The organism is Paracoccus shandongensis (genome assembly GCF_017315735.1).
Taxonomy (GTDB): domain Bacteria; phylum Pseudomonadota; class Alphaproteobacteria; order Rhodobacterales; family Rhodobacteraceae; genus Paracoccus; species Paracoccus shandongensis.
Genome location: NZ_JAFLRK010000001.1, coordinates 328,162 through 349,171, shown reverse-complemented (window position 1 = coordinate 349,171; position 21,010 = coordinate 328,162). Strand labels below are relative to the sequence as shown.

General features: G+C 63.2%; 16 protein-coding genes and 3 pseudogenes. 9 read left to right on the top strand and 10 right to left on the bottom strand.

Translation table 11 applies throughout. The features are described from left to right. Positions 1 to 155: 155 nt before the first annotated feature. A complete protein-coding gene (locus JX613_RS01655; protein ID WP_207099689.1) occupies positions 156 to 1,925 on the top strand; it encodes a GmrSD restriction endonuclease domain-containing protein in 1,770 nt (589 codons plus the stop codon). Next, positions 1,922 to 2,341, top strand: coding sequence for a hypothetical protein (locus JX613_RS01650; protein ID WP_237168268.1), 420 nt, complete (start codon positions 1,922 to 1,924; stop codon positions 2,339 to 2,341). Before JX613_RS01655 ends, JX613_RS01650 begins: the two co-directional genes overlap by 4 nt. Here JX613_RS01650 and JX613_RS01645 read toward each other — a convergent pair. Continuing rightward, complete coding sequence (locus JX613_RS01645; protein ID WP_207099688.1) at positions 2,338 to 2,475, bottom strand: hypothetical protein; 138 nt, start codon at positions 2,473 to 2,475, stop codon at positions 2,338 to 2,340. The genes JX613_RS01650 and JX613_RS01645 overlap by 4 nt on opposite strands. Before the next feature lie 688 nt (positions 2,476 to 3,163). On the opposite strand from JX613_RS01645, the pseudogene JX613_RS20475 reads away from it, so the two are divergent. The 5 genes and pseudogenes from JX613_RS20475 to JX613_RS01625 all read left to right on the top strand — a co-directional run. After that, positions 3,164 to 3,253 (top strand): annotated as a pseudogene (locus JX613_RS20475) (transposase); the annotation flags it as partial. Further along, the gene (locus tag JX613_RS01640) at positions 3,254 to 3,451 is read left to right on the top strand and encodes a hypothetical protein (RefSeq protein ID WP_473754206.1); all 198 of its coding nucleotides are present in this window, start codon (positions 3,254 to 3,256) and stop codon (positions 3,449 to 3,451) included. Positions 3,452 to 3,471: 20 nt separating this feature from the next. Beyond that, positions 3,472 to 3,795, top strand: a complete 324-nt coding sequence (gene tnpB / locus JX613_RS01635; RefSeq protein ID WP_207099686.1) for an IS66 family insertion sequence element accessory protein TnpB — start codon at positions 3,472 to 3,474, stop codon at positions 3,793 to 3,795. Positions 3,796 to 3,852: 57 nt separating this feature from the next. Continuing rightward, a pseudogene (gene tnpC, locus JX613_RS01630) lies at positions 3,853 to 5,420 on the top strand (IS66 family transposase). Positions 5,421 to 5,673: 253 nt separating this feature from the next. After that, complete coding sequence (locus JX613_RS01625; RefSeq protein WP_207099685.1) at positions 5,674 to 5,988, top strand: hypothetical protein; 315 nt, start codon at positions 5,674 to 5,676, stop codon at positions 5,986 to 5,988. A gap of 176 nt (positions 5,989 to 6,164) precedes the next feature. On the opposite strand, the gene JX613_RS01620 is transcribed toward JX613_RS01625, so the two are convergent. The 7 genes from JX613_RS01620 to JX613_RS01590 form a co-directional block, all read right to left on the bottom strand. Further along, positions 6,165 to 6,407, bottom strand: coding sequence for a hypothetical protein (locus JX613_RS01620; RefSeq protein WP_207099684.1), 243 nt, complete (start codon positions 6,405 to 6,407; stop codon positions 6,165 to 6,167). A 248-nt stretch (positions 6,408 to 6,655) separates the two neighbouring features. Further along, complete coding sequence (locus tag JX613_RS01615; RefSeq protein ID WP_207099683.1) at positions 6,656 to 7,309, bottom strand: outer membrane protein; 654 nt, start codon at positions 7,307 to 7,309, stop codon at positions 6,656 to 6,658. A 117-nt stretch (positions 7,310 to 7,426) separates the two neighbouring features. Next, positions 7,427 to 7,612: a hypothetical protein gene (locus tag JX613_RS01610; RefSeq protein WP_207099682.1), complete on the bottom strand. Its 186-nt coding sequence runs from the start codon at positions 7,610 to 7,612 to the stop codon at positions 7,427 to 7,429. 122 nt (positions 7,613 to 7,734) lie between these two features. After that, a complete protein-coding gene (locus JX613_RS01605; RefSeq protein ID WP_207099681.1) occupies positions 7,735 to 7,935 on the bottom strand; it encodes a TA system antitoxin ParD family protein in 201 nt (66 codons plus the stop codon). A 182-nt stretch (positions 7,936 to 8,117) separates the two neighbouring features. After that, positions 8,118 to 11,462: an error-prone DNA polymerase gene (locus JX613_RS01600; protein WP_207099680.1), complete on the bottom strand. Its 3,345-nt coding sequence runs from the start codon at positions 11,460 to 11,462 to the stop codon at positions 8,118 to 8,120. Positions 11,463 to 11,526: 64 nt separating this feature from the next. Beyond that, positions 11,527 to 13,050 carry a Y-family DNA polymerase gene (locus tag JX613_RS01595; protein WP_207099679.1) on the bottom strand — a complete coding sequence of 508 codons (1,524 nt, stop codon included), beginning with the start codon at positions 13,048 to 13,050 and terminating at the stop codon, positions 11,527 to 11,529. Beyond that, positions 12,983 to 13,726, bottom strand: a complete 744-nt coding sequence (locus JX613_RS01590) for an ImuA family protein (RefSeq protein ID WP_207099678.1) — start codon at positions 13,724 to 13,726, stop codon at positions 12,983 to 12,985. Before JX613_RS01590 ends, JX613_RS01595 begins: the two co-directional genes overlap by 68 nt. Positions 13,727 to 13,851: 125 nt before the next feature. Here JX613_RS01590 and JX613_RS01585 point away from each other — a divergent pair, with 125 nt between their 5' ends. Both JX613_RS01585 and JX613_RS01580 read left to right on the top strand, forming a co-directional pair. Continuing rightward, complete coding sequence (locus JX613_RS01585; RefSeq protein WP_207099677.1) at positions 13,852 to 14,244, top strand: SOS response-associated peptidase family protein; 393 nt, start codon at positions 13,852 to 13,854, stop codon at positions 14,242 to 14,244. A gap of 31 nt (positions 14,245 to 14,275) precedes the next feature. Beyond that, a pseudogene (locus tag JX613_RS01580) lies at positions 14,276 to 14,575 on the top strand (GFA family protein); the annotation flags it as partial. Between the two features lie 115 nt (positions 14,576 to 14,690). Here JX613_RS01580 and JX613_RS01575 read toward each other — a convergent pair. Both JX613_RS01575 and JX613_RS01570 read right to left on the bottom strand, forming a co-directional pair. Beyond that, complete coding sequence (locus JX613_RS01575) at positions 14,691 to 15,068, bottom strand: SOS response-associated peptidase family protein (protein ID WP_207099675.1); 378 nt, start codon at positions 15,066 to 15,068, stop codon at positions 14,691 to 14,693. Then, the gene (locus tag JX613_RS01570) at positions 15,068 to 20,617 is read right to left on the bottom strand and encodes a DUF4011 domain-containing protein (RefSeq protein ID WP_207099674.1); all 5,550 of its coding nucleotides are present in this window, start codon (positions 20,615 to 20,617) and stop codon (positions 15,068 to 15,070) included. The genes JX613_RS01575 and JX613_RS01570 overlap by 1 nt, the downstream gene beginning before the upstream one ends. Between the last annotated feature and the right edge of the window lie 393 nt (positions 20,618 to 21,010).

Below are 21,010 nucleotides of genomic sequence, written 5' to 3'. Positions count from 1 at the left end.
GAAGCCCGAGCATTTCCAGACATCAAGCTACCTTCCCATACCAGCAGGCCTGAGCCGAACAGTCTCGCAGCGGCCGTGAGTGCCTTGGTCCCCCAGACCCGCGAAGCGCAACGGCCTCAGCGCAATCATCAGCACATTTCAGAAGTCCGACACACATGCCTTACGCCTCTCGCACCATCGGCTCCCTCATCGATGACGTGAACCGCCACTATTTTCTGCCCGCAATCCAGCGGCCATATGTCTGGTCCTCGGCTCAGGTGGTGGCACTGTTCGACTCCTTGCTCAAAGGCTATCCCATCAGCAGCTTCATGTTCTGGGCCATTGAGGAGGAAACCAAGGCTGAACTCCGCTGCTACAAGTTCATCGAGAACTACGTGCCAGACATCATGAATGAGCCAACGGCAGCCGAAGGACGTGAGATCACGCTCGTGCTGGACGGCCAGCAGCGTATGACCTCCTTGCTGATTGGATTGCGCGGCACGTTCTCGGAAAAGGCTAAGGGCGCCCGCCACAGCAATGCTGCAGCCTGGGCAGCGAAGACGTTGTTCATCGATCTCCTCAAGGATCCCGATCCGCAAAACGCCGACGAGGAGGACAGTAACGACCTGGGTGTCACCTACGGGCTCGCCTTCTATGAAAGGCGGCCGCCTAACAATCACCGTCATCACTGGTTCAAGGTCGGCTCGATGCTGGATTATTCGACCGACGAGCGCCTGGAGGCCTTGATCGGCAAAGTGAAAACCGAGTTCCACCCCGGAGTTTCCGATTGGGAGCGGCGCGTAGCTGAAGACACCTTGCGCCGCTTGCACCGGGTGCTCTGGAAGGATGAGGGCATCAATTTCTTCACCGAGCGTAACCAGTCGGCAGATCGGGTGCTCGACATCTTCGTGCGGGCCAACGACGGCGGCTCCAAGCTCTCCAAGGCCGACCTGTTGATGTCGATGATCACCTCGAAGTGGTCGAACGGCTCGGCGCGTGAGGAGATCGGTCGCTTCGTAGAGCGTATCAACAAGGGTCTGAGCGCGCCCAACAAGATCACTCGTGACCTAGTCCTGAAGGCCTGCCTTGTTGTTTGCGACTACGACGTTGTCTATAATGTCCGGAACTTCACCAGCGAGGCCATCGCCAAGATCGAGCAGAACTGTGAGCCGATCAAGGCGGCCATCGAGAATACCTTCAGGCTGCTCAACCGGCATGGCCTGACCGGCGATAACCTCGGTTCTCTGAACGCGGTGCTGCCACTGGTTTACTACATCTACAATACGCCTGATTTCGACTTCCGGGGATCGAGCGAGTTCGAGCGAGTCAATGCGGCTGCCATGCACTATTGGCTGTTGAACAGCCTTCTGGTCAGCGCCTTCGTTGGTCATTCCGACCAGACCATCGCCACGGCCCGCACCACCATCCGGGATCATCTGCGAGTTGCACGGGATTTCCCGTCGCAGAAGCTCTTTGAGGCGATGGCAAAGGGAGGCCGCTTGTCGAGGATCGACGAGCGCACGATCGAAGAGCTGCTGGAAATGCAGTATGGTAAGCCGAGAACGTTCGTTGCCCTGTCACTTCTGTATCCGGGGATTGACTGGAGCGGGTCCAGTTGGCATGTCGATCACATCATCCCACAAGCCGATGCCCAGAAGAATGTCCTGCGCGGCCGGAACATCCCCGAGCATCAGATCCATGACATCCTCGGTGCCGTCAACAGCCTCGGGAACCTCCAGCTACTTCGGGGTGACGAGAATATCGAGAAGGGGGCATTGCCGTTCCGGTCTTGGATCACCGGCAGAAGGGTAGATTTCTATAAGCAGCACATGATTCCTGATCGGCTGGACCTCTGCGATGTCCTGCGATTGCCGGAGTTTGTTCGAGAGCGTGAAAAGCTTATCCGAAAGCGTCTGCTCGAACTGCTCGGACCAGTTCCTGCATGATGGTGCCCTCGATGACACGATCAGAGTTGAAGGCCGCCTGTCTGGCTCTGCTGGACAGAGCTGCGGTCGAGCACCCAGCCGGACATCAGGGCAAGATGGCTGCGCGCTACGTCTTGAGAGCCGGTTCGAACGAGCGCATCGGCCTCATGTTTGAGAAGAGCGAGAAGACAAAGGCGTATCTATGGATTGAAAGGCGCTTCGCGCATGGTTTGGTGAGCAGGGACATTGATCACCGGTGTTATCCCGCTAATGAACTCTACAAGGCGGCCAAAGAAGGTGAAAAGCCGGCCTACGGACGGCACGCAGGCCTCAAAGCAATGCGAGATCTGGCAAATGCTGATCTCGTGCGATTTGAGATCGTTCGCTTGGAGCAGCTAAAAACTATACTGTCTATTTTAGCGTCTCCTTCAGCTTAAGAAATGTCCATGACGTCCTGTCTGCTTTTCAGAACTTCACCGGCTTTAATCGCTGGACCTAAAAGCGTGGCGGCGCCCTGCAGCGCTACCTGCTGCTCGACCGTCGTCATCCAGCTCGGCTCGGTGCGGGGCATGAAAGCGCCCTCGAAACGAAAGGCCGCCGCATGACAAAGATGGAACGTGACCCCCATCGCGTCCTATAATGAGCGCATGAAGGCGCTTGGAACCCTATCCATTGTCATCGGGTTGGCAACGATCAGTATCAGCGTTTTGAGCCCGGCTATCTAGGACGGACTGCCGCGATCACTCGGCGCCACTGCGGCTTGGCTTCTTGTGGGCATCTTGTGGATCATGGCTCAGCAGGTGATCCTGTGGAACTTGAAGAAAAAGAGGGAGGAAGGCGATGTTGTATAACGACCCTTGGGTGTTTGGCACCTCTGTCGCGCTTCTTGTCGGCGTTGTTGCCTATGCGGCCTATTTGATCCGCACCCACTGACGGATGTCTCCTAACGGGATCCTAGCCTTCGTAGAGCTGTCCGTCATCTTGGTTGAGATGGTGCTAGCCGCTCGATAAACCGGCCGCAAAGGCGACTGAACTGTAAGCGCGACGCCGTTCCCCTCCTGCCTCTTGTGATCTGCCCGGGCCATTCTGCACGCGCATGAGCGTGGGGGTGTTGGCTTGGAACGAGACGGCAAAGTGGGCGTCCATTTGGACGGCTCGATGTTCGGTAGGGTTTCGCAGCTGGATGTAATCGAGGGTCCGAGCGGGCGACGACGGCGCACGACAGCGGAGCGGGCGCGGATTGCGGCGGAGAGCCTGGGGTGTCGGTGTCGGATGTCGCGCGGCGGCACGGAACGACGCGTTGGCAGGTCTACGACTGGCGGAGGAGGCTGCGGACGGGGCAGCTTGTGGTGCCTGAGTGCGTGGCGGCGTTGCCGATGTTCGCGGAACTGGTGGACGAGGACGCTTCGGCGCAGGCGCCGCCCGCGATGGACGCCACGCCCAAGGTGGAGATCGTTGTCGGCGATGTCGTGATCCGGGCCTCGGCCGACGCCGATGAAGTCCTGCTGACGCGGGCGATCCGGGCGGCGCGGGCGGCGGCATTGTGATGTTCGGCCAAGGTGGGCCGGTGAAGGTCTTCGTGGCGACGCGGCCGGTGGACTTCCGCAAGGGGATCGACGGACTCGCGCTGGCGGTGCAGGAGATGTTCGGCCTCGACCCGTTCTGTGGGGCGGTGTTCGTATTCCGCTCGAAGCGGGCAGACCGCATCAAGTTGCTGGTCTGGGACCAGACCGGGATGGTGCTCGTTCACAAGCGGCTCGAGGGCGGCAAGTTCGTCTGGCCCCAGGTGCGGGACGGGGTAATGCGGATGTCGTCGGCGCAGATGTCGGCGCTGTTCGAGGGGCTGGACTGGCGGCTGGTGCGACCGGAGCGTTCGCAGGCAGCCGGGTGAGCCCTGGGCACCTGTTTTTGCTGGCCAGAACCGGGTCAGCGTGATTCAATCCCGGTTATGGATGCCGATGCCGTCAGCCGCGAGAACGCCCATCTGAAGGCCCGCCTGGCCGAGGTCGAGGCGGCACTGGTCGAGGTCCAGGAAGCCAACCGTCGGCTGGAAGATATGCCTCACGCTCCTCGCAACGCGCACAGTTTGGCAAAAGCTCCGAGAAGCTGTCGCCCGACCAGTTCAACTTGGCCTTGGAAGATGCCGAACTGGCCCAAGGCGTGCTTGAAGCCGCGCAGGAGAAGGCCGAGGCCGCGCTGCAACGGGCCCGCGGAGAGACACCCCGCAATCCGGCGCGCAACCGCGGGCATCTGCCGCCGCACCTGCCAAGGATCGAGCGGGTGATCGAGCCTGCCAGCACCCTTTGCCCTTGCGGTTGTGGCGAGATGGCCCGGATCGGCGAGGACATCTCCGAACGCCTCGATGTGATCCCGGCGCAGTTCCAGGTGCTGGTGACGCGGCGTCCCAAATATGCCTGCCGCCGCTGCTCGCAGACCGTGGTGCAGGCGCATGCGCCGGAGCATGTCGTGCCAGGCGGGCTGCCGACCGAGCGGCTGATCGCCTGGGTCATGGTGTCGAAGTTCGGCGACCACCTTCCATTTTACCGCCAAGCCGGGATCTTCGAGCGGCAGGGCCTCCATCTCGACCGCGGCACGCTCGGCAACTGGACAGGGCGCGCCTGCTTCCACCTGATGCCGGTCTTCGACCACATGCGCGCTCATCTGCGCGGCGCCGATCGCATCTTCGTTGACGAGACCCGGGCGCCGGTGCTCGATCCGGGCAGGAAGGCAACCAAGAGCGGCTTCTTCTGGGCTGTCGTGTCCGATGATCGCGGTCATGGCGGGGCAGGCCCACCCATCGTGCTGTTCCATTATGCCCCTGGCCGGGGAAAGCAGCATCCGCTGAAGTTCCTGGCCGGATACCGCGGCCGGTTTCTGCAATGCGACGCCTATCAGTCCTACAATGCAATGACCGGGATGGAGCGCGACAACGGCCCCTGGCAACTGGTCTATTGCTGGACCCATGTGCGGCGCCGCTTCGTGAAGCGCTTCGAGAACGAGGGCTCGCCCATTGCCGAGGAGATGCTGCGCCAGATTGCACTGCTGTATCAGATAGAGAAGGTTGTGCGCGGCAAGCTCCCTGCCGACCGCCTCGCAGCCCGGCGGGAGCACGCCACGCCGATCATCGCCGCGCTCAAGCCCTGGCTGGAAGTCCAGCTTTCCCGCATCCCGCAGAAATCCCAACTCGCTGAGGACATCCGCTACACCCTCGCCCACTGGCCCGGCCTGATCCGTTTCCTCGAGGACGGCACCCTTGAACTCGATACCAATCCGGTCGAGAACCAGATCCGTCCGATCGCGCTGACAAGGAAGAACGCCCTCTTCGCAGGCAACGAGGTCGGCGCCGAAAACTGGGCTATGCTCGCCTCACTCGTCGACACCTGCAAGATGTCCGGCGTGAACCCCGTCGATTACCTCGCCACCACCCTGCGCGCCATCCTCAAGGGCCATCCGAAAGCCCGCATCGAGGAACTCATGCCCTGGAGCTTCGCGCAGCCGTCAAGCCTCGCCGCATAGGGCCACGCCGTCGCGCTTACACTGAACTCGCGGCGCACCGGCGACGCTTTTCATTTCTCGCTGCACTCAGGCGTGCGATGTAGGCGGATCAGATTGTCGTAATGATGATCTGAAGGTCCTGAGTCAGTCCGGCTGCCCCAACAAGATCTAGCAGAGACGTGAAGTCGGCACTTCCGACCTGGTTTCAGGCGAGTAGGAGACTTGATCGGCAGACCCTATAAAGGTACTGGACGACATAGAAGGTAGCACGGACATGAAGAAGCTGCTTAAGACCTATCAAGACCGGCATGGCGACCTGACCCATTACGGCTGCGAAGCAATGGAACAGATAATCTCGGCCGCAGAATACACCTACATGAAGGAGCATGATGACGGCTCACGCTCCTTCATCAGCCGCATCGACGGAAAGAAGAAAGGTGAGTTGTCCGAGCTAGTCTCCATCGAGATAGACCGGGATGGCGACGTGAACAGCCACTACGGCGACACCGACCTCGCGTTCTCGGGAGAGCCCCGCGACATACAGCTGCAGGCAGATGACTGGTATGTCGTGGAGAGGCCGACCTTCTAAGCCATCCAGCCTTCCCGTCGGCTCCAGCATGCAATCCCAGCGGGAGCCGTTGACGCAGACGGGCCGGATGGCGACGCCTTGGTCCTGCGCGTCCCGGACGATCTGCGGGGACGCATAGAAGCTCATTGGCTGGTTGTTCAGGAAGGCGGCGCAGAAGGCGTCCGGGCGCCAGCTCGTCAGGCGGGCCGAGGCATAGGCACGAGCGCGAAGCTCGCCGTGTGGCTTTCGGGAAAGCCGTAGGAGCCAAAGCCTTCCAACTGCCTGAAGTTGCGCTCGACGAAGTCGGGATCGTGGCCGCGGGACACCATGCCCGAGGCGAGCTTGTCCTCGAAAGCCAAGATGCCGCCGGTCGCCATGGATTTCCGGAGCATGTTGGCTTGGCCCGGGATGAAGCCCGCGCATTCGATAGCCGCCCGCATGGCCTGCTCCTTGGATCACGGGCACGCGCAGGGTCCTGCTCAACACGGATCACGTGGAGGCGTGCGGTTTTCATCTGAACCACATTGCAAGGGAGATCAGGAAGGCGGTGCGCTGGGCACCGCTCTTCTTGGTTCACCCTTGAACGTCGAGACCCATGGCCTCGAGAGTGGCCCGATTAGGAGCGCCTGTTGGAAGAAAATTGCCGATCCCCCAAGGGGTCGACTCTGAAAAAAGATATGCGCCGGGATCAGAAGGCGAAGGTGACGCCGACGAGCAGGTCGAAGGTTTCGAACTTGCCGTCGAAGCTTTCGTCCTCGGGTCCTTCGAACCTGTCCGACTCCGTCTGGAACCAGCGCCCTTCGGCGAAGAGGCTTATCTTGGGGTTCACCTTGTAGCTGACGCCGCCTATCAACTGGTAGGCAAGAAGCCTGTCGCCATCGAAATCCTGGCCACCGGCGCTCTTCTCCACATTGGCCGCGCCAATGCCCGCGCCGAGATAGGGTTGGATCGCCCCGGTCGGACCCATGCTGTCGAATATATAGAGTGCGTTGACCATCAGGGATTTGGATGTGGTGTCGCCGTCGGCCTGGTCGCCCTCGGCCCGGTCTCGGACAGTGAAGTCGGATTTGCGATAGGCATATTCGAGCTCTACTGTGACGTTCGGCATGACGGTGGCACCGACGGCGATTCCCAAGGTGTAGCCCGTATCATGGTCGAAGCTTGGAAGGGCGATCTGTTCCCCTTCTTCGATGAGGGTCGTGTCCTGGTCAGAGGGCCAGGTTGCGCCACCGAAGCCTTTGAAATAGGAATTTTGCAGCGAGAAATCCTGAGCCGACACGATCCCGGCGCTTCCGGCAAGTGCGGCGATCGCTAGTGCTGCGGTCATAGGTGTCAGTTCCATGGTCCCCTCCCGTTCACCGTTCACGCGTGCCGGGATCCTACACCAGCGCGGTCACAGCGTCTCCGATTCTCCAGTTCAATGAGTTGTCCAGGAGCATAGGGCGACCGACGCCGCAGATCAGGCCTTCGGCGGCGTCTTGGGTCCGGCGCCGGAGCTGGCTGGCAATACGTCCCGCTTGGCCAGCGGTGATCCCGCCTGGCCAGCATCATCCTTGTTCAACCTCTCCTTGGCGTATTTCGCCACGGCCAACGCGATTGGCACGACGACGGGCGCCGCCTTGTAAGCAGTGCGCGCGAGCTTCATGAGCCTGAAGATGTTGGCCGAGGTAACCTCCTGAGGACTGAAGAACCTGATATGAAAACCATGTTGCCGTTCTTCAAACGATCCAGCTTCTCCGGGGAAGGGCCTCTCTAGCCGGCAGTTGCTCAGCGCGCCGCGGCATCCAGCCTGTCCTGCCGTTCCAGCAGATGGCTGATGTGGGCGTAATCGTAGACGCCAGCGCGCTCGATCGCTTTGCCGATGCTCAGCCAATGAGTGGTCTGGTTTGACACGGAGCGCTCATGGAACTCCGCCTGCTCGCGTGCGAGGTCAACCAGCTCGTCGGGAAGGCGGACGGATTGGGCCATGATGTTCCTCCTATGTTCTCCATAGATGGCTGCGCTCCAAGCGTCTGTCAACGTTGATCCTTGGAAAGGATCAGCAATTGCGGGAGAAGTAGCTTATAAGAGGAAGTCGGCAGGATCGAGAGCGACCTGTTTCCCGCCCTGTTTTGCTTTTAGGTTCTTGTAATCGACACTAAGCACGCCTCTTATCGAAAGTCCTTCCTTTTCACCCTTATTGCATCAAGAGACAGATCTCGAATGTAGATCTCCCGCGCCTTTGGCCGTTGGGGCACTGCCTCCCGCTCCACACTTGCGGCCTGCCCATGCCGCGCCTCATCCTCAAGTCCCTGGGTCAGCGGAAACGACGCGCCCCGCACGCCGACGCTGGCCAGCTCCCGCGACAAATCCTCGATGCGATGCACCACGAAATGCACAACCTCGCCTTCCCGCTGGATGCGGCCCTGCACGGCGATCATACCGGCGCCGAGGACAATCCGGCGATGCGCTTCGAAGACCTTCGCCCAGACCACAAGATTGGCGACTCCCGTCTCGTCCTCTAACGTGATGAACATCACACCCTTGGCTGACCCCGGTCGCTGGCGGACCAGCACCAGGCCCGCGGTGGCGCACCAGCGGCGATCCTGGCTCCCCATGGCCTCGGCGCAGGTGATGATCTTCCGTTCCTTCAGCGTCTCCCGCAAGAACCAGACAGGATGCCGGCGCAGGCTGAGGCCGGTGTGGCCGTAGTCCTCGACGACCTCCCGACCAGGCGTCATCGGGCGCAAGGCTATGGCAGGCTCTTCGGCTTCGCCCCCGGCCTCCAGCCGCCCTGAGGCTTTTTCTTCCACATTGGGGCAATCTTCGGCCTCATCCTGCCTTTGCTCCGCTGCCTGCCGTGCCGCGGCAAAGAGCGGCAGTTCCTCCGGTCCGAGCCCTTTGAGAGCCCAAAGTGCCTCGCGGCGGGTCAGCCCCAGAGATGGCCTGAACCCGTCGGCTTCGGCGATGCGGGTGAGGGCGGCGATCGGCACGCGCACGCGGCGCCAGAGGTCCTTGATCGACACATAGGGCTGATCCGTGCGCGCTGTGACGATGCTGGCCGCATGCGCATTGGCCAATCCCTTGATCATCCTCAGGCCGAGGCGGACGGCAAAACGGCTGCCCTCGTCCTCGGGCCTGCCGGTGGGTTCCAGCGTGCAGTCCCAGCGGGAGGCGTTGACGCAGACGGGCCGGATCTCGACGCCGTGCTCCTGGGCGTCCCGCGCGATCTGCGCAGGTGCATAGAAGCCCATCGGCTGGCTGTTCAGCAGCGCCGCGCAGAAGGCGTCCGGGTGATGACATTTGAGCCAGGCCGAGGCATAGGCCACAAGCGCAAAGGAGGCGGCGTGGCTTTCGGGAAAGCCGTAGGAGCCGAATCCTTCGAGCTGGCGGAAGGTGCGTTCGGCGAAGTCGGGATCGTAGCCGCGTTGGATCATGCCGCTGACGAGCTTGCCCTTGAAGGCCGAGACGCCCCCGGTGAACTTGAAGGTGGCCATGCTTTTCCTGAGCATGTCGGCCTCGCCGGGCGTGAAGTCCGCGCATTCAATCGCCACCCGCATGGCCTGCTCCTGGAAGAGCGGCACGCCCAGGGTCTTGCCCAGCACCTTCTCGAGTTCGGGTGTGGGATACTCCACCGGCTCCAGCCCTTCCCGCCTGCGCAGATAGGGATGGACCATGTCGCCCTGGATCGGACCGGGGCGGACGATCGCCACCTGCACCACCAGATCGTAGTAGGTCCTGGGCTTCATCCTTGGCAGCATGGCCATCTGCGCGCGGCTCTCGATCTGGAAGGTGCCCAGGGTGTCGGCTTTCCGGATCATCGCATAGGTGCGCGGGTCCTCGGACGGGATGGTGGCGAGGTCATGGCGGACGCCCTTGTGCTCCTCGATCAGCGCCAGCCCCTTGGCCATGCAGGTGAGCATGCCGAGGGCCAAGACGTCCACCTTCATGAAGCGAAGCGCGTCGATGTCGTCCTTGTCCCATTCGATGATCTGCCGGTCCTCCATGGCGGCAGGCTCGATGGGCACCAGATCATCCAGCCGGTCCTGGGTGAGGACAAACCCGCCCGGATGCTGCGACAGGTGCCGCGGTGCGCCCATGAGCTGGCGGGCGAGATCCAGTGTCAGCCGCAGGCGCCGGTCGGAGGGGTCGAGGTTCAGCTCTCTGATCTGCGCCTCGCTCACGCCTTCCTCGGACCAGGCCCAGATCTGGCCGGAGAGGGTCTGGATCAGGTCCTCGGGCAGGCCCATGGCCTTGCCGACATCGCGCAGCGCACCCTTGGCGCGATAGCGGATCACCGTGGCACAAAGGGCCGCACGATCCCGACCATAGGTCTGGTAGACCCACTGGATCACCTCCTCGCGGCGCTCGTGCTCGAAATCGACATCGATGTCGGGTGGCTCATGGCGCTCCTCGCTGATGAAGCGCTCAAAGAGGAGATCGTTGCGCCCCGGGTCGATGGCGGTGATGCCCAGCACATAGCAGACAGCGGAGTTCGCCGCAGAACCCCGGCCCTGGCAGAGGATGCCCCGGGAACGGGCAAAGCGGACGATTGAATGGACGGTCAGGAAGTAGGGCGCATAGGCGAGCTTGGCGATCAGGCGCAGTTCGTGAGCCAGCGACGCCTTCACCTCGTCGGGCACGCCTTCGGGATATCGGGAGGCTGCCCCCTCCCACGTCAGCTGCTCCAGCGTCTCCTGCGGGGTCAACGTGGGGTCGTCCCGCTCCTCGGGATACTGGTAGCGCAGCTCGTCCAGCGAGAAGCCGCAGCGGCCCACGATCTCCCCGGTCCGCGCCAGGGCCTCCGGGTAGCGCGAGAAGAGCCGGTGCATCTCGGCAGGCGGCTTGAGATACCGGTCAGCGTGGCGCTCGCGGCGAAAGCCCAGGGCTTCGACAGTCACATTGTGACGGATGGCGGTGACCACGTCCTGCAGGATGCGCCGGGAGGGTTCGTGATAGAGCACGTCGTTGGTCACCACCGTCGGCACCCGCAGTTGCGCCGCCAGGGCCGAGAGCTGATGCAGCCGCAGCTGGTCGTTCGGGCGGCGGCGCAGGGTCAGCGCCAGATAGGCCCGGTCGCCAAAGACATCACGCAACCGGCGCAGGCGCAAGGCGCAGGTGTCGTCCGGAAGATCCGGCACCAGCACGGCGATCAGGCCCTCGGCATGCTCCACCAAATCCGACCACTCCAGACGGCACTTGCCCTTGCCGGCGCGGGACTTGCCCAGGGTGAGCAGGCGGCAGAGCCGGCCATAGCCCGCCCGATCCATGGGATAGACCAGCAGCGCCATGCCGCAGGCGAGATCGAGCCGGCAGCCGACCACCAGCCGCACGCCTGTCGTCTTGGCCGCCTCCCAAGCCCGGACGATGCCCGCCAGCGTGTTGCGGTCGGTCACCGCCAAGGCTTCGATCCCCATCATCGCCGCCGTGGCGAACAGTTCCTCGGCCGAGGAGGCGCCGCGCAGGAAGGAGAAGGGCGAGGTCACCTGCAGCTCGGCATAGCGGGGACCGGTCATGGCGGGGCTTCCCTCATGGAAAGACGGATCTGATCTGACAGCACCTGGTCACGCGAACGCCCGCTCATCCGAACACCCCGTGCAGGAACCAGCGGTGCGAGCCAGTCTCGGAATTCTCGCCGTCGCCCGCGCGGAACACCCAGAACCGCTCACCCGCGTCATCCTCAATGCGGAAGTAGTCGCGCACAGCGACCCTCTCGGCATCGCGCTTCCACCATTCGCCGAAGACGCGTTCGGGGCCATCGGCGCGGGCCACCTTGCGGCGGATGCCCCGCCAGATGATCCAGACCGGCGGATGGTCGGGCAGCAGCGCCATTGTCTCGATCGGCTCGGGCCGGGGCAGCAGGCGCGTGGGCCGTGGCCAGTGATCGGGCCAGCCGGCACCGACGGGCTCGGACAAAGGCGGAATGCGGGTGACCGAGCGTTCCGGCACATCGCTCGGCACCGGGGCCATGCGGTAGACACCTCGCGCGCCGACGCGGTTCGCCAGAACGTCCACGAGGAGGGACAAGTCCGGAGAAGGGGCTTCCAGCAGGGAGCTGGCCACCTGCCGGGCTTCCAGCCGCTCGACCATCACCGCCGTGAGCGACAGGATCTCGATGCCGTAGCCGGGCGAGATGGTCTCGATTCGCTCGCAGAGGAGCCGGGTCAGCCGCTGCGGATCGCGCTGCGGCCTGGCCAGACCCACGCGCACGGTCTGCACATGGGCATCGACCCGCCAGCAGAGGAGATCCAGCCGCCGGGCGCCCAAGCCGCGTTCCTCCAGGGCCACACACAGGGCCCGGACCAGCTTGCCGATATACCGGGCGATGGTCTCGGCGGCGGCGATCGGCTCGGCAAAAGAGCGCCGCACCTCGACAAGGCTGTCGGGGCGCAAGGGAACGATCGGCTCAGACGCATGGCCAAGTGCCTGGTCGAGCCGCCGGCAAAGCTCCGGGCCAAAGCGCCGGGTCAGCGGCGCGCGGGGTTGATGGAGAAGATCGCCGATGCAGGCGAAGCCCAAGGCGCGCAGGCTGGCCAGCGTGGCCAGAGGCAGCCGGAGAGCGGAGAGGGGCAGGGGGGAGAGCAACTCCTCGGCAGTGCCCACCTCTGCCAGGTGCATCGGATCGGCCCGATGCCGTGCCAGGGCATGGGCGGCGCCCCAGGTATCGGCGATGGCGGCGCGTGCCGTGACGCCCGACATCACCAGCCTACCGATCAGTGTCTCCAGCAGGGCTGCCTCGCCACCATGGAGATGATCAGCCCCCGTGGAGTCGATCACCAGGCCATCCGGCGGATCGACCGCCACGATGGGCGACACCCGCTGCAGCACCCAGAGGGCCAGCCGCTCCAGCGAGGCGGCATCAGCCGCGGGATCATGGGGCAGCACCTGCAGCCCGGGCACCAGCGCCTGTGCCTTGCTCACCGGCATGCCGGCAGAGAGGCCGAGGTCTTGGGCCAGCGCACAGGCCGCCATCACCAGCCGCCGGTTGCCGACGCGACCCACCAGGATCAGCGGCGCCTCCGGCGAGGGTGCCGCCTCAGGCGCCTGCCGCCTGAGCCGGTTGATCGGCCAAAGCGGCAGGTAGACCGAGATGACCCGTGCCATCGCATGCCTCCAGTTCGAGATCGAGGGACTCGCCTGCCCGTGCCCGGATCAGCTCGATGAGCCAGCGGGCGCGGCCGACGCCCGGAACGGGCAGGGCGGTCGAGGGCAGGGCAGAGATCCGCCATCGGGTCATCGCCGCCGTGGGCTGACCGAAATCATGGGCCTGCTGCTGGCGACGCCAGCGCCGGAGCGCGATTCCGGTGGTGCCGGATCCTTTGGCGGCAAGATGCAGTCGGCGCGAGGCGGTCATTGACAGCCGCGCCACCTCGGCCACCACCGCGCCCAATCCGCCATGGCGTAGCCCTTCCTCCATGCAGGCCAACACCGAGACGTCATCGCCGGCTTCCACATAGATCACCCGATCCGGGCCAAGGCCTGCCTGCTCCAGCCCCGGCGCGAACAGGTCGGCCTGCGTCACGCACCAGAGCACCTGACCGGGCAGACGCGCGGCAATGCCTGCGGCAAAGCAGGAGGCCGCCGCGCCATCCACCGCGCCATTGCCGCCACCCGCGACCTCGTGCAGGCAGCCCAAGGCCAGACCACCACCGGGCAGGCGGCAGTCAAGCTCGGGAACACCGAAGGGCAGCACGCCGCGCGTCGGTCCGCCATCGCCTTCCATCCGCGCGATCTGCTCGCGCAAGGCGGCAATGGCGGGATTGAAGGACCGGGCGGGCATGACGGGAATGGCTCCGAGGCAGTTGGGAACAAACAGAATCGTTCCTGTTTTGTTCCATCATCGCTGAGACTGTCAATCCGGCACAGGCCATTGATCCGGGGATATCTCGTCTACCTGGTTGCGTTATGCTGCTGAAAAGGGCGGAGTCCGCGATGTGCAACTTGTATAACCTGACCACCAACCAGCAGGCAATCCGCCACATCGCGCGGGTGATGCAGGACAGCCTGGGCAATCTGGAGCCGAGCCTTGATGTCTATCCCGACCGGCCGACACCGGTGGTGCGCAACACTTCAGAGGGACGCGAACTGGTCCGGCTGACCTGGGGAATGCCCACGCTGCTGCAATTCCTGAAAACCAAGGATGCACCCGACACCGGCGTCACCAATATCCGCAACACCCAGAGCCCGCACTGGCGGCGCTGGCTGGGGGTCGAGAACCGCTGCCTGGTGCCCGCGACAACCTTTTCGGAATACGGTCCGAGGCCCAATGCTTGCCTGCCGTTCTCCCGGGTAAGATGATCGCCTGAGGGAGAACCAGCAGAGAGAGGCGATGGTGCAGTTCCACGGCGGATGCCTCTGCGGCAAGGTGCGGATCGAGGCTGATGGCCTGCCCAACCGGGTGGGCATCTGCCATTGCCTCGACTGCCGCAAGCATCACAGCGCGCTGTTTTTCGCGGCCGCCATATTTCCAAAGGCTGCCGTCGAGATCACGGGGGAGACGAGCAGCTACAAGGGCAGGCACTTCTGCGTGACCTGTGGCTCGTCGGTCTATTCGGATGGCGGAAAGGAGATCGAGGTGCATCTGGGCACGCTCGATGCCCCGGATCAAATTATGCCGAGCTATGAGGCCTAGGTGACGCGCCATGAAGCATGGCTTCCGCCCTTCCCGATGTCCCGCCGCTATCCAGAAAATCACGGGGAGGCTGGCGGCGCGTAGCGCCTGCAGCCCCGCGTGCGGCGACCGATTACAGCAGCTGGCCCTGCCGCTCCTCGACCTCCGTTTCTAAGACCTCGAACAGCAGATCGTCGTCCAGAGGCCGTTGCAGCGCCTGCGCGTGCTGCCAGCCCGCCGACATCCACATCTCGATCTCGTCCTCGGTGGTCAGGATCACCGGCATAGCCTTGGGGTGGATCGGCTTGACCACTCCATTCGGCTTACAGGTGAGGAAAGCGAAGAGCTGGTGTTCTCCCGTCCGGGGCGTCTTTCTCGACCCGCGTGTGCCGTGCCAGGGTGTCCAGATGCCCGCGAAGAAGAATAAGGGCCGGCTCTCGTCCAAGGCGGACCAGTGCAGGGGCTTGCGCTTCGTGATCGGGTCATCGCGCCGCCATGCGAGGACAGGCATCAAGGCGCCGCGACGCTCAGCACACGGACCTCCCGGATATCGACGCCAACCTGGTATTCAACCTCTTCCCCTTCCCGTGCCTCGAGCAGGGCCTGGCCGAGAGGGGTAAAGACGCTGAGTTCGCCTTCGGACAGGTTGCTTTGCTCCCTGACCAGGGTGAATGCCTTCTTCTTGCCGTCCGAGAGGCTCTCGATCCGGACCCTGCTTCCGATCCGGATAACATTGCCGGGCATATCCTCTGGTGCCTTGTCCGTGGTGCCAGAAGGATCGGCCCAGCCCAGCGCAAGACCACCCGGTTGCGTTTCGGGAACGCCTGAGCGGGAAAACAGATCACCCTGGTTTTCGGCCTTTCCTATCTTGGAGGTCAGTCGGGTCAAGTCAGGTGCCGCCGCCCTGTCCTGCCGGGGCCGCACGGATTCGTTTGCCGGTGATGGCGAAGGTGCCGCTGTCACGGCTGCCGGAGTCATGCGGCGCACGGTCCGCGGCGGCTTCGCCTTAGCACGAGCTAGGGCTGCTTCGAGTGCCTGGCGCAGCTTTTCTTTCTGGACATGCGTGTCGCGATACCAGTCCGTTGACCAGATCCGATAGAAGTGCCAGCCTAAATCCTGGAGGACATCCTGGCGCAGGCGGTCCCGATCGCGGCTGGATTTCGAGGAGTGGTAGGCCGCGCCATCGCATTCGACGGCCAGGATATAGCCGTAGGGAAAATCGGGATGGCGGACGCCGATGTCGATCCTGTATTTGGCGGCGCCAACCTGAGGCACCGCCTCGTAGCCCATCTGCTCGATGCTCTGGAGCACGAAATCCTCGAAGGGGCTTTCGGTCGAACCTCCCGGGAGGCGCCGGTCCGGCACAGCTCCGGTCTTGCAGTATTCCAGCCAGGCCCGGAACATCCGCACGCCTAGGTTTTTGCTCTCGTCCGCAAGGATGTCGCTAGGCTTGAGCGAGGTGAAGGTGACGATCTTCCGCTTCGCCCGCGTGAAGAGCACGTTGAGCCGGCGATGACCTTGAGCCGAGTTGATCGGACCGAAACGCTGATGCGTGCGGCCGCCGACCGTCTCCGGACCGTAAAGGGTCGAAATGAACATCACGTCCCGCTCATCGCCCTGAATGGTTTCCAGGTTCTTAACGAAGAACTCCTCGAGGCCACCCTTCTCCTCTTCCCAGCGGCGCACATAATCCTGCACATGAGGGTTGCGATCGCGCTCCCGCTCGAACTCCTCCAGGATCAGTTCGCGTTGGTCGGAATTCATGGTGCAGACGCCGAGGGACAGGTCAGGCGTGTCGCGCATGTGCTGCAGGACCGACTCCACAAGCGCGTGGGCTTCTACCGTGTTGGTCCGGCCTCGATAGACGCCGTCGACCTCGACGAGCTCGACACCCATCTCGGGATCGTCCTCGTCCGCGGAGGGGAAGATCGTCAGCTTCTCGTCATACATCCACTTGTTGGAGAAGCGGATCAACGCGGAGTGGCGCGAGCGATAGTGCCAGCGCAGCTGTCGCACTGGACGGAAGGCCATGTTGGCCAGATCCAGGATGCTCTCGCTGTCTTCCTGCATATCCTCGGGGACATCGGTGTCATCGATCATCTTCTGGAAGAAGGAGGTCGGCGGAAGCTGCTTGGTGTCCCCTACCACGACGACCTGCTTGCCGCGGCTCAGCGCGCCGATGGCGTTTTCCGGCGTCATCTGCGAGGCCTCGTCGATAACGACAAGGTCAAACCGGCTTCTTGGGGGAAGATACTGGGCAACCGCCAAGGGCGACATCATCCAGCAGGGCTTCAGCTCGAGGAGGGCGCTCCCGGCACGAGCCGTAAGCGCACGCGCGCCAAGCCGCCGCTTCTTCTTGCTCAACTCGTGGTGGATGAGGCTCATGTCGGTGAAGTCGGACTTCCTGCCGATGTTGTTTCCGCTTGGCGGATCAGCCTCTGCCACCAACCGGCTGCGCACGACCTCGCGGGAAATCCGGATCAGCTCGCGATCCTTCGCCACGATCTCCGCACGGATGCGGTCGAAATCCTCCCCGTCATAGCCAGCCATCCGCGTCTCGTGGATCTCGAGTGCCCGGTCGGCCATGGACTTCGCGATGATCGCCCTGGTGATGCGACCGAACTCGGCCGGTTCGATGTCCTGTGCCTCGGTGAAAGCCCAATTGACGAGCAGGCCGAAACCGTGCCTGCGCAGGTTATCCTCGTTCCTGCCAAGCCGCGCCCGTTCCATCAGGGAGGTCGGATCGGCTGCAGCCTGCCGCAGGTCCTCGATCCTCCGTGACAAGGCGGCCATGCCTCGCATGTCTTCCGGCAGATCGCAGTTGGCGGAGAACGCGCTGGCATCAGCCTCGAGTGCGTCCCGGTAGGCTTTCAACCGGTCGATCTCGGTCAAGAGTTGCGCCGCGCGACCCTCCTCGAGCACCGCGAGAATAGTCTCGGGTGCGTGAGATGAGGCCATCCTCTCCGCCAGATCGGCTTCAGCCTGCAGCATCAAGACATCCGTATCGCTGCCTGCAAAGCGCACGCCGAGCTTTCCAGCCAGGGGTGCCGTCTCGATGCGTGAAAGCAGGTCGAGTTCGCGGCGCTTTCCGGCGATGATCTCCTCGACGTCGCCCTTGGTGACGGTCTGGCGATCCCTGAAGAGGCGCAGGTGCCGCTCGGCCGTCTCCAGGAGCCGCGCCTCGCGGTTGCGCTCGCCCTCCAGGATGGCCACGCGGCGGACCAGCTCCGAAAGGGTCACCTCCGGCACATTGCTCATCTCCGCAAAGGCTTCGACAGCAGTGAGGTCACCAGTTTCAAGCGCGAGGCGTAGGCGCTCGTCGGCACCCGCGATTCCAGCACAGAGCATCTGGAATTCCGAAGCTGCCCGGAGCGTATCTAGGTCGGTCTCTAGTCCGCGGAACAGGGGGCCATAGGCGGCCGCGAAGGTGGTGTCGCGTTCGAACTCCTCCCGAGCCCGCAGCCAGCGTGCATAGTCCTGAAGCCGCCGCGTCATGGTTTCTCGAGGATCCGAGGCGCTGCCGCCGAGGTCCTCGACATAGGTTCGACGGGCGGCCTTGAACGCAGAGGACAGGAAACGCAATGCGCCCGAGGCGGCGATCGCTTCTCCGGCCTGTAGCATCTTCTCGCGATCATGGCATCCTGCTTTAGGCAGGAATTTCCTGACCTCTTCGAGACCACCGGAAAGCTCGGCATGGGTGGCGCCAAGCTTGCCGAAGAGGTCGCGTGGCGACTGTCCTGGCGGGCTTGCAAGCCGAAGCCCCCGGATCGTTTCGGGCACCTTGGCGATATCGCGCGCACGCCATTGAATCCGGTGCAGGCCGCCTGTGTCCTTGACTGCCCAGTCCTCCGGCATCTCCTTTGCCGCAGCGATGATCGCCTGGAGCGCAGCGATCTCCTTTTCGAGTTCATCAAGCTTCTGGCGATGCCGGACTGGCGCGATCCCCGGAAGGGTGTCGCGGGCAAAGGCCAGAGCCTCTTCGAGCTGTTCCAGCACGAGCCCGTCCTCTGGCCGCGCGAGAGCCTCGGCCAGCTCGTGCGCGGTCTGGCGGTGCTTCAGGACCAGGTCGCAGAAGTCCCTCAGTTCGCGTCGCCCCTGAGGCAAGAGCAGGCCGCGCACCATCCCAGGATCCAGCCGGTCTCCATGCTCGCTCATGACCGCCAGCATGTCGCGGAGGCGGCCGAGATCGGCCCTGAAGACGTCCTCGCCCAGGAGCAGAGCGCAGGCCCCGCTACGGGCCTCAGCTTCGAACCCTGCCAGACGGTCCGCAAGATTGCCGGCTTGCTCGCCTATGTCCTCGGCAGTGTCGCGGTTCTGCACCGGCGACCGGACATCGAGCCAGAGGCGCGGCATGTGCACGCTCTTGTTCAGCCGCTCCGCAAAGGCCTGCGCGTCGTTTACAATGTGCTCGATCTGCGCGCGGCCCAGCGCGTCCGAGCCGGGGAGGCGGATGCGCCTGACCTCCTTGGGAACGGTGTCGCGCACGTCGCCTGTCGCAATGGCGTGGCCAATGACTTCATGGACCGTGAAACCGCTGCTTCCGAAAGCTGATCCCAAGGCGTCCAGATAGCCCTGCAGGATGGCTCGCTGCCGTTCAAGGGCCTGCTGCTGACTGGCGAAGTCGCGCTGCGAACCCCGGTCGTAGGTATCGATCTCGAGCCGCTCGGCGACGCTCTTGTAGATGTGGTCGTGGGTGGTTCCGGGCTGCAGCGGCAGGATGAATTCGCCCAAGCGCATGGAGTCCAGCCGGTTCTTCACCACCTCGAGCGCGGTGAGCTTTTCCGCGACGAAGAGGACCTTCTTGCCACCCGCCAAGGCGGCCGCGATGAGGTTGACGATCGTCTGGCTCTTCCCTGATCCCGGAGGACCCTCAATGCTCAGGTCCTTGCCGTCGGCCACATCGGCCAGCGCGGAGAACTGCGAGGCATCGGCGTCCATGACCAGATAGGGGACCTTGACCGCCACCTCGGGGCTGTCGCTGCCGTAGACCTCGGCATAGGCGCCTTCGCCGGAGCCGGCAGTTGCCAGCAGACGCGCGATCACGGGATGTTCGGCCAGTGCCCGCTTGCTCGGATCGAGATCGTGATACATGGCCAGCTTCGAGGAAGGAAAGATGCCGAAGACGATCTCCCGTCTCAGCTTCCATTCCCAGCCTTGCGGCCCTTCATCGGCGATCTGCTCGAAGTAATCTTCGATCTGCTCGACTTCGTATGCGGGGAGATCCAGATGGTGTTCAGAGAGGAGTTTCTCTTTCAGGGTAGTATTGATAGCCAGGGACCCACTACCGACAATGTGAAACTCGGGACCGTTCTTCGATTCCCTGCGCGTGATGGCAATTTCCATCAGGAGGAGCGGGCTGACTTGGCTCTCCCGGTCGCCTGGCGCGCGCCATTCGAGAAGGCCGAAGGCCGCATGCAGCACACCGACCCCGGTCTCCCGCTCGAAGCTGCGGCCCTTTTCGATCAGTCCTTTCGCGACCCGGGCAAGCTTGTCGGGCAGCATGAGTGTCTGGATGTTCATATCAGTGTGGCGCCCGTCGCGATGCTGCTCAAATGGCAGGATGTAGCTGGGCGAGATGTCGTGGGTCTTGGCATGCTCGGTGAGCGAGGGCGCGTCCTTCGTCTGTCGGCGCGGGAGGCCGAGGCTGTCCCTCAACCGGTCCTTGAGGGCGCGCTCGGCCTTCACCTCTAGTTCGGCATAGTCCGGCGAGGCTGGATCCAGGCCCTCCAGATCCTTCCTGAAGCTCTCATCCTCTTGGCGCGCGAGATGCAGGGCATCGAGAAACTCATCGGTCTGCTCGTCGGGCAGTTCTTCCTCAAGCGCGGGCAGGGGAAGCAGCCGCATCGCTTGCCCGGCCATAAGAGATCCTAGGATAACCTCAGGGAGCTCATCGACCACCCGCAGGATACTAGCCTTGGATGTCAGCTTGGTGTGCACGAGGGGATTGCGGCGGGAGAAGTCTAGCAGCCTCTTGCGTAGCTGGTTCAGCCGGTCCGTGACATGTGAGAGGATTTCCGGGTTGCGAAGATCTTGAGCTCCGTCCCTGTTCTGATCGTCCATCGAATCCTCCGTTGGCACGCGCTAGTCCAGACGGGACCGATGCCTGATACTCAACCATTACGAAAGGATTCGCAGGCTGTGAATAGAAGCTTCTGATGTTCCCGCCTGCCGGGCTCATTTTCTGAAGAATAGCGTTTTTCCACCCATTAACTGCCTTTCGGTGGAAGCACGCTTCGGCTCGCCTCAGAATGCGTTCATGATCCTTAAGGATTGCGGTCTCTTGATGATGCCCAGTCAGGCATTCGTCGCGGAGGCCCTATTTCACCACGATCTCCAGTTCGTAGTAGTGGCGGCGAAGCTGTCCACCATACTGTCAGTATGGGTTTGTAATCGGGTTACTTCGCCGAATCGATGCGGCAACGACCTTTGCTACTTCCGGTTGAATAGATTGCC

What these genes read in the sequence shown, in the direction of transcription:
- JX613_RS01595 (WP_207099679.1), bottom strand. Translation starts at nt 13,050, where the DNA reads ATGGCACGGGTCATCTCGGTCTACCTGCCGCTTTGGCCGATCAACCGG.
- JX613_RS01575 (WP_207099675.1), bottom strand. Translation starts at nt 15,068, where the DNA reads ATGCCTGTCCTCGCATGGCGGCGCGATGACCCGATCACGAAGCGCAAG.
- JX613_RS01585 (WP_207099677.1), top strand. Translation starts at nt 13,852, where the DNA reads ATGCTGCTGAAAAGGGCGGAGTCCGCGATGTGCAACTTGTATAACCTG.
- JX613_RS01590 (WP_207099678.1), bottom strand. Translation starts at nt 13,726, where the DNA reads ATGCCCGCCCGGTCCTTCAATCCCGCCATTGCCGCCTTGCGCGAGCAG.
- JX613_RS01615 (WP_207099683.1), bottom strand. Translation starts at nt 7,309, where the DNA reads ATGGAACTGACACCTATGACCGCAGCACTAGCGATCGCCGCACTTGCC.
- JX613_RS01570 (WP_207099674.1), bottom strand. Translation starts at nt 20,617, where the DNA reads ATGGACGATCAGAACAGGGACGGAGCTCAAGATCTTCGCAACCCGGAA.
- JX613_RS01625 (WP_207099685.1), top strand. Translation starts at nt 5,674, where the DNA reads ATGAAGAAGCTGCTTAAGACCTATCAAGACCGGCATGGCGACCTGACC.
- JX613_RS01600 (WP_207099680.1), bottom strand. Translation starts at nt 11,462, where the DNA reads ATGACCGGTCCCCGCTATGCCGAGCTGCAGGTGACCTCGCCCTTCTCC.
- JX613_RS01610 (WP_207099682.1), bottom strand. Translation starts at nt 7,612, where the DNA reads ATGAAGCTCGCGCGCACTGCTTACAAGGCGGCGCCCGTCGTCGTGCCA.
- JX613_RS01645 (WP_207099688.1), bottom strand. Translation starts at nt 2,475, where the DNA reads ATGCCCCGCACCGAGCCGAGCTGGATGACGACGGTCGAGCAGCAGGTA.
- JX613_RS01650 (WP_237168268.1), top strand. Translation starts at nt 1,922, where the DNA reads ATGATGGTGCCCTCGATGACACGATCAGAGTTGAAGGCCGCCTGTCTG.
- JX613_RS01605 (WP_207099681.1), bottom strand. Translation starts at nt 7,935, where the DNA reads ATGGCCCAATCCGTCCGCCTTCCCGACGAGCTGGTTGACCTCGCACGC.
- JX613_RS01620 (WP_207099684.1), bottom strand. Translation starts at nt 6,407, where the DNA reads ATGCGGGCGGCTATCGAATGCGCGGGCTTCATCCCGGGCCAAGCCAAC.
- JX613_RS01655 (WP_207099689.1), top strand. Translation starts at nt 156, where the DNA reads ATGCCTTACGCCTCTCGCACCATCGGCTCCCTCATCGATGACGTGAAC.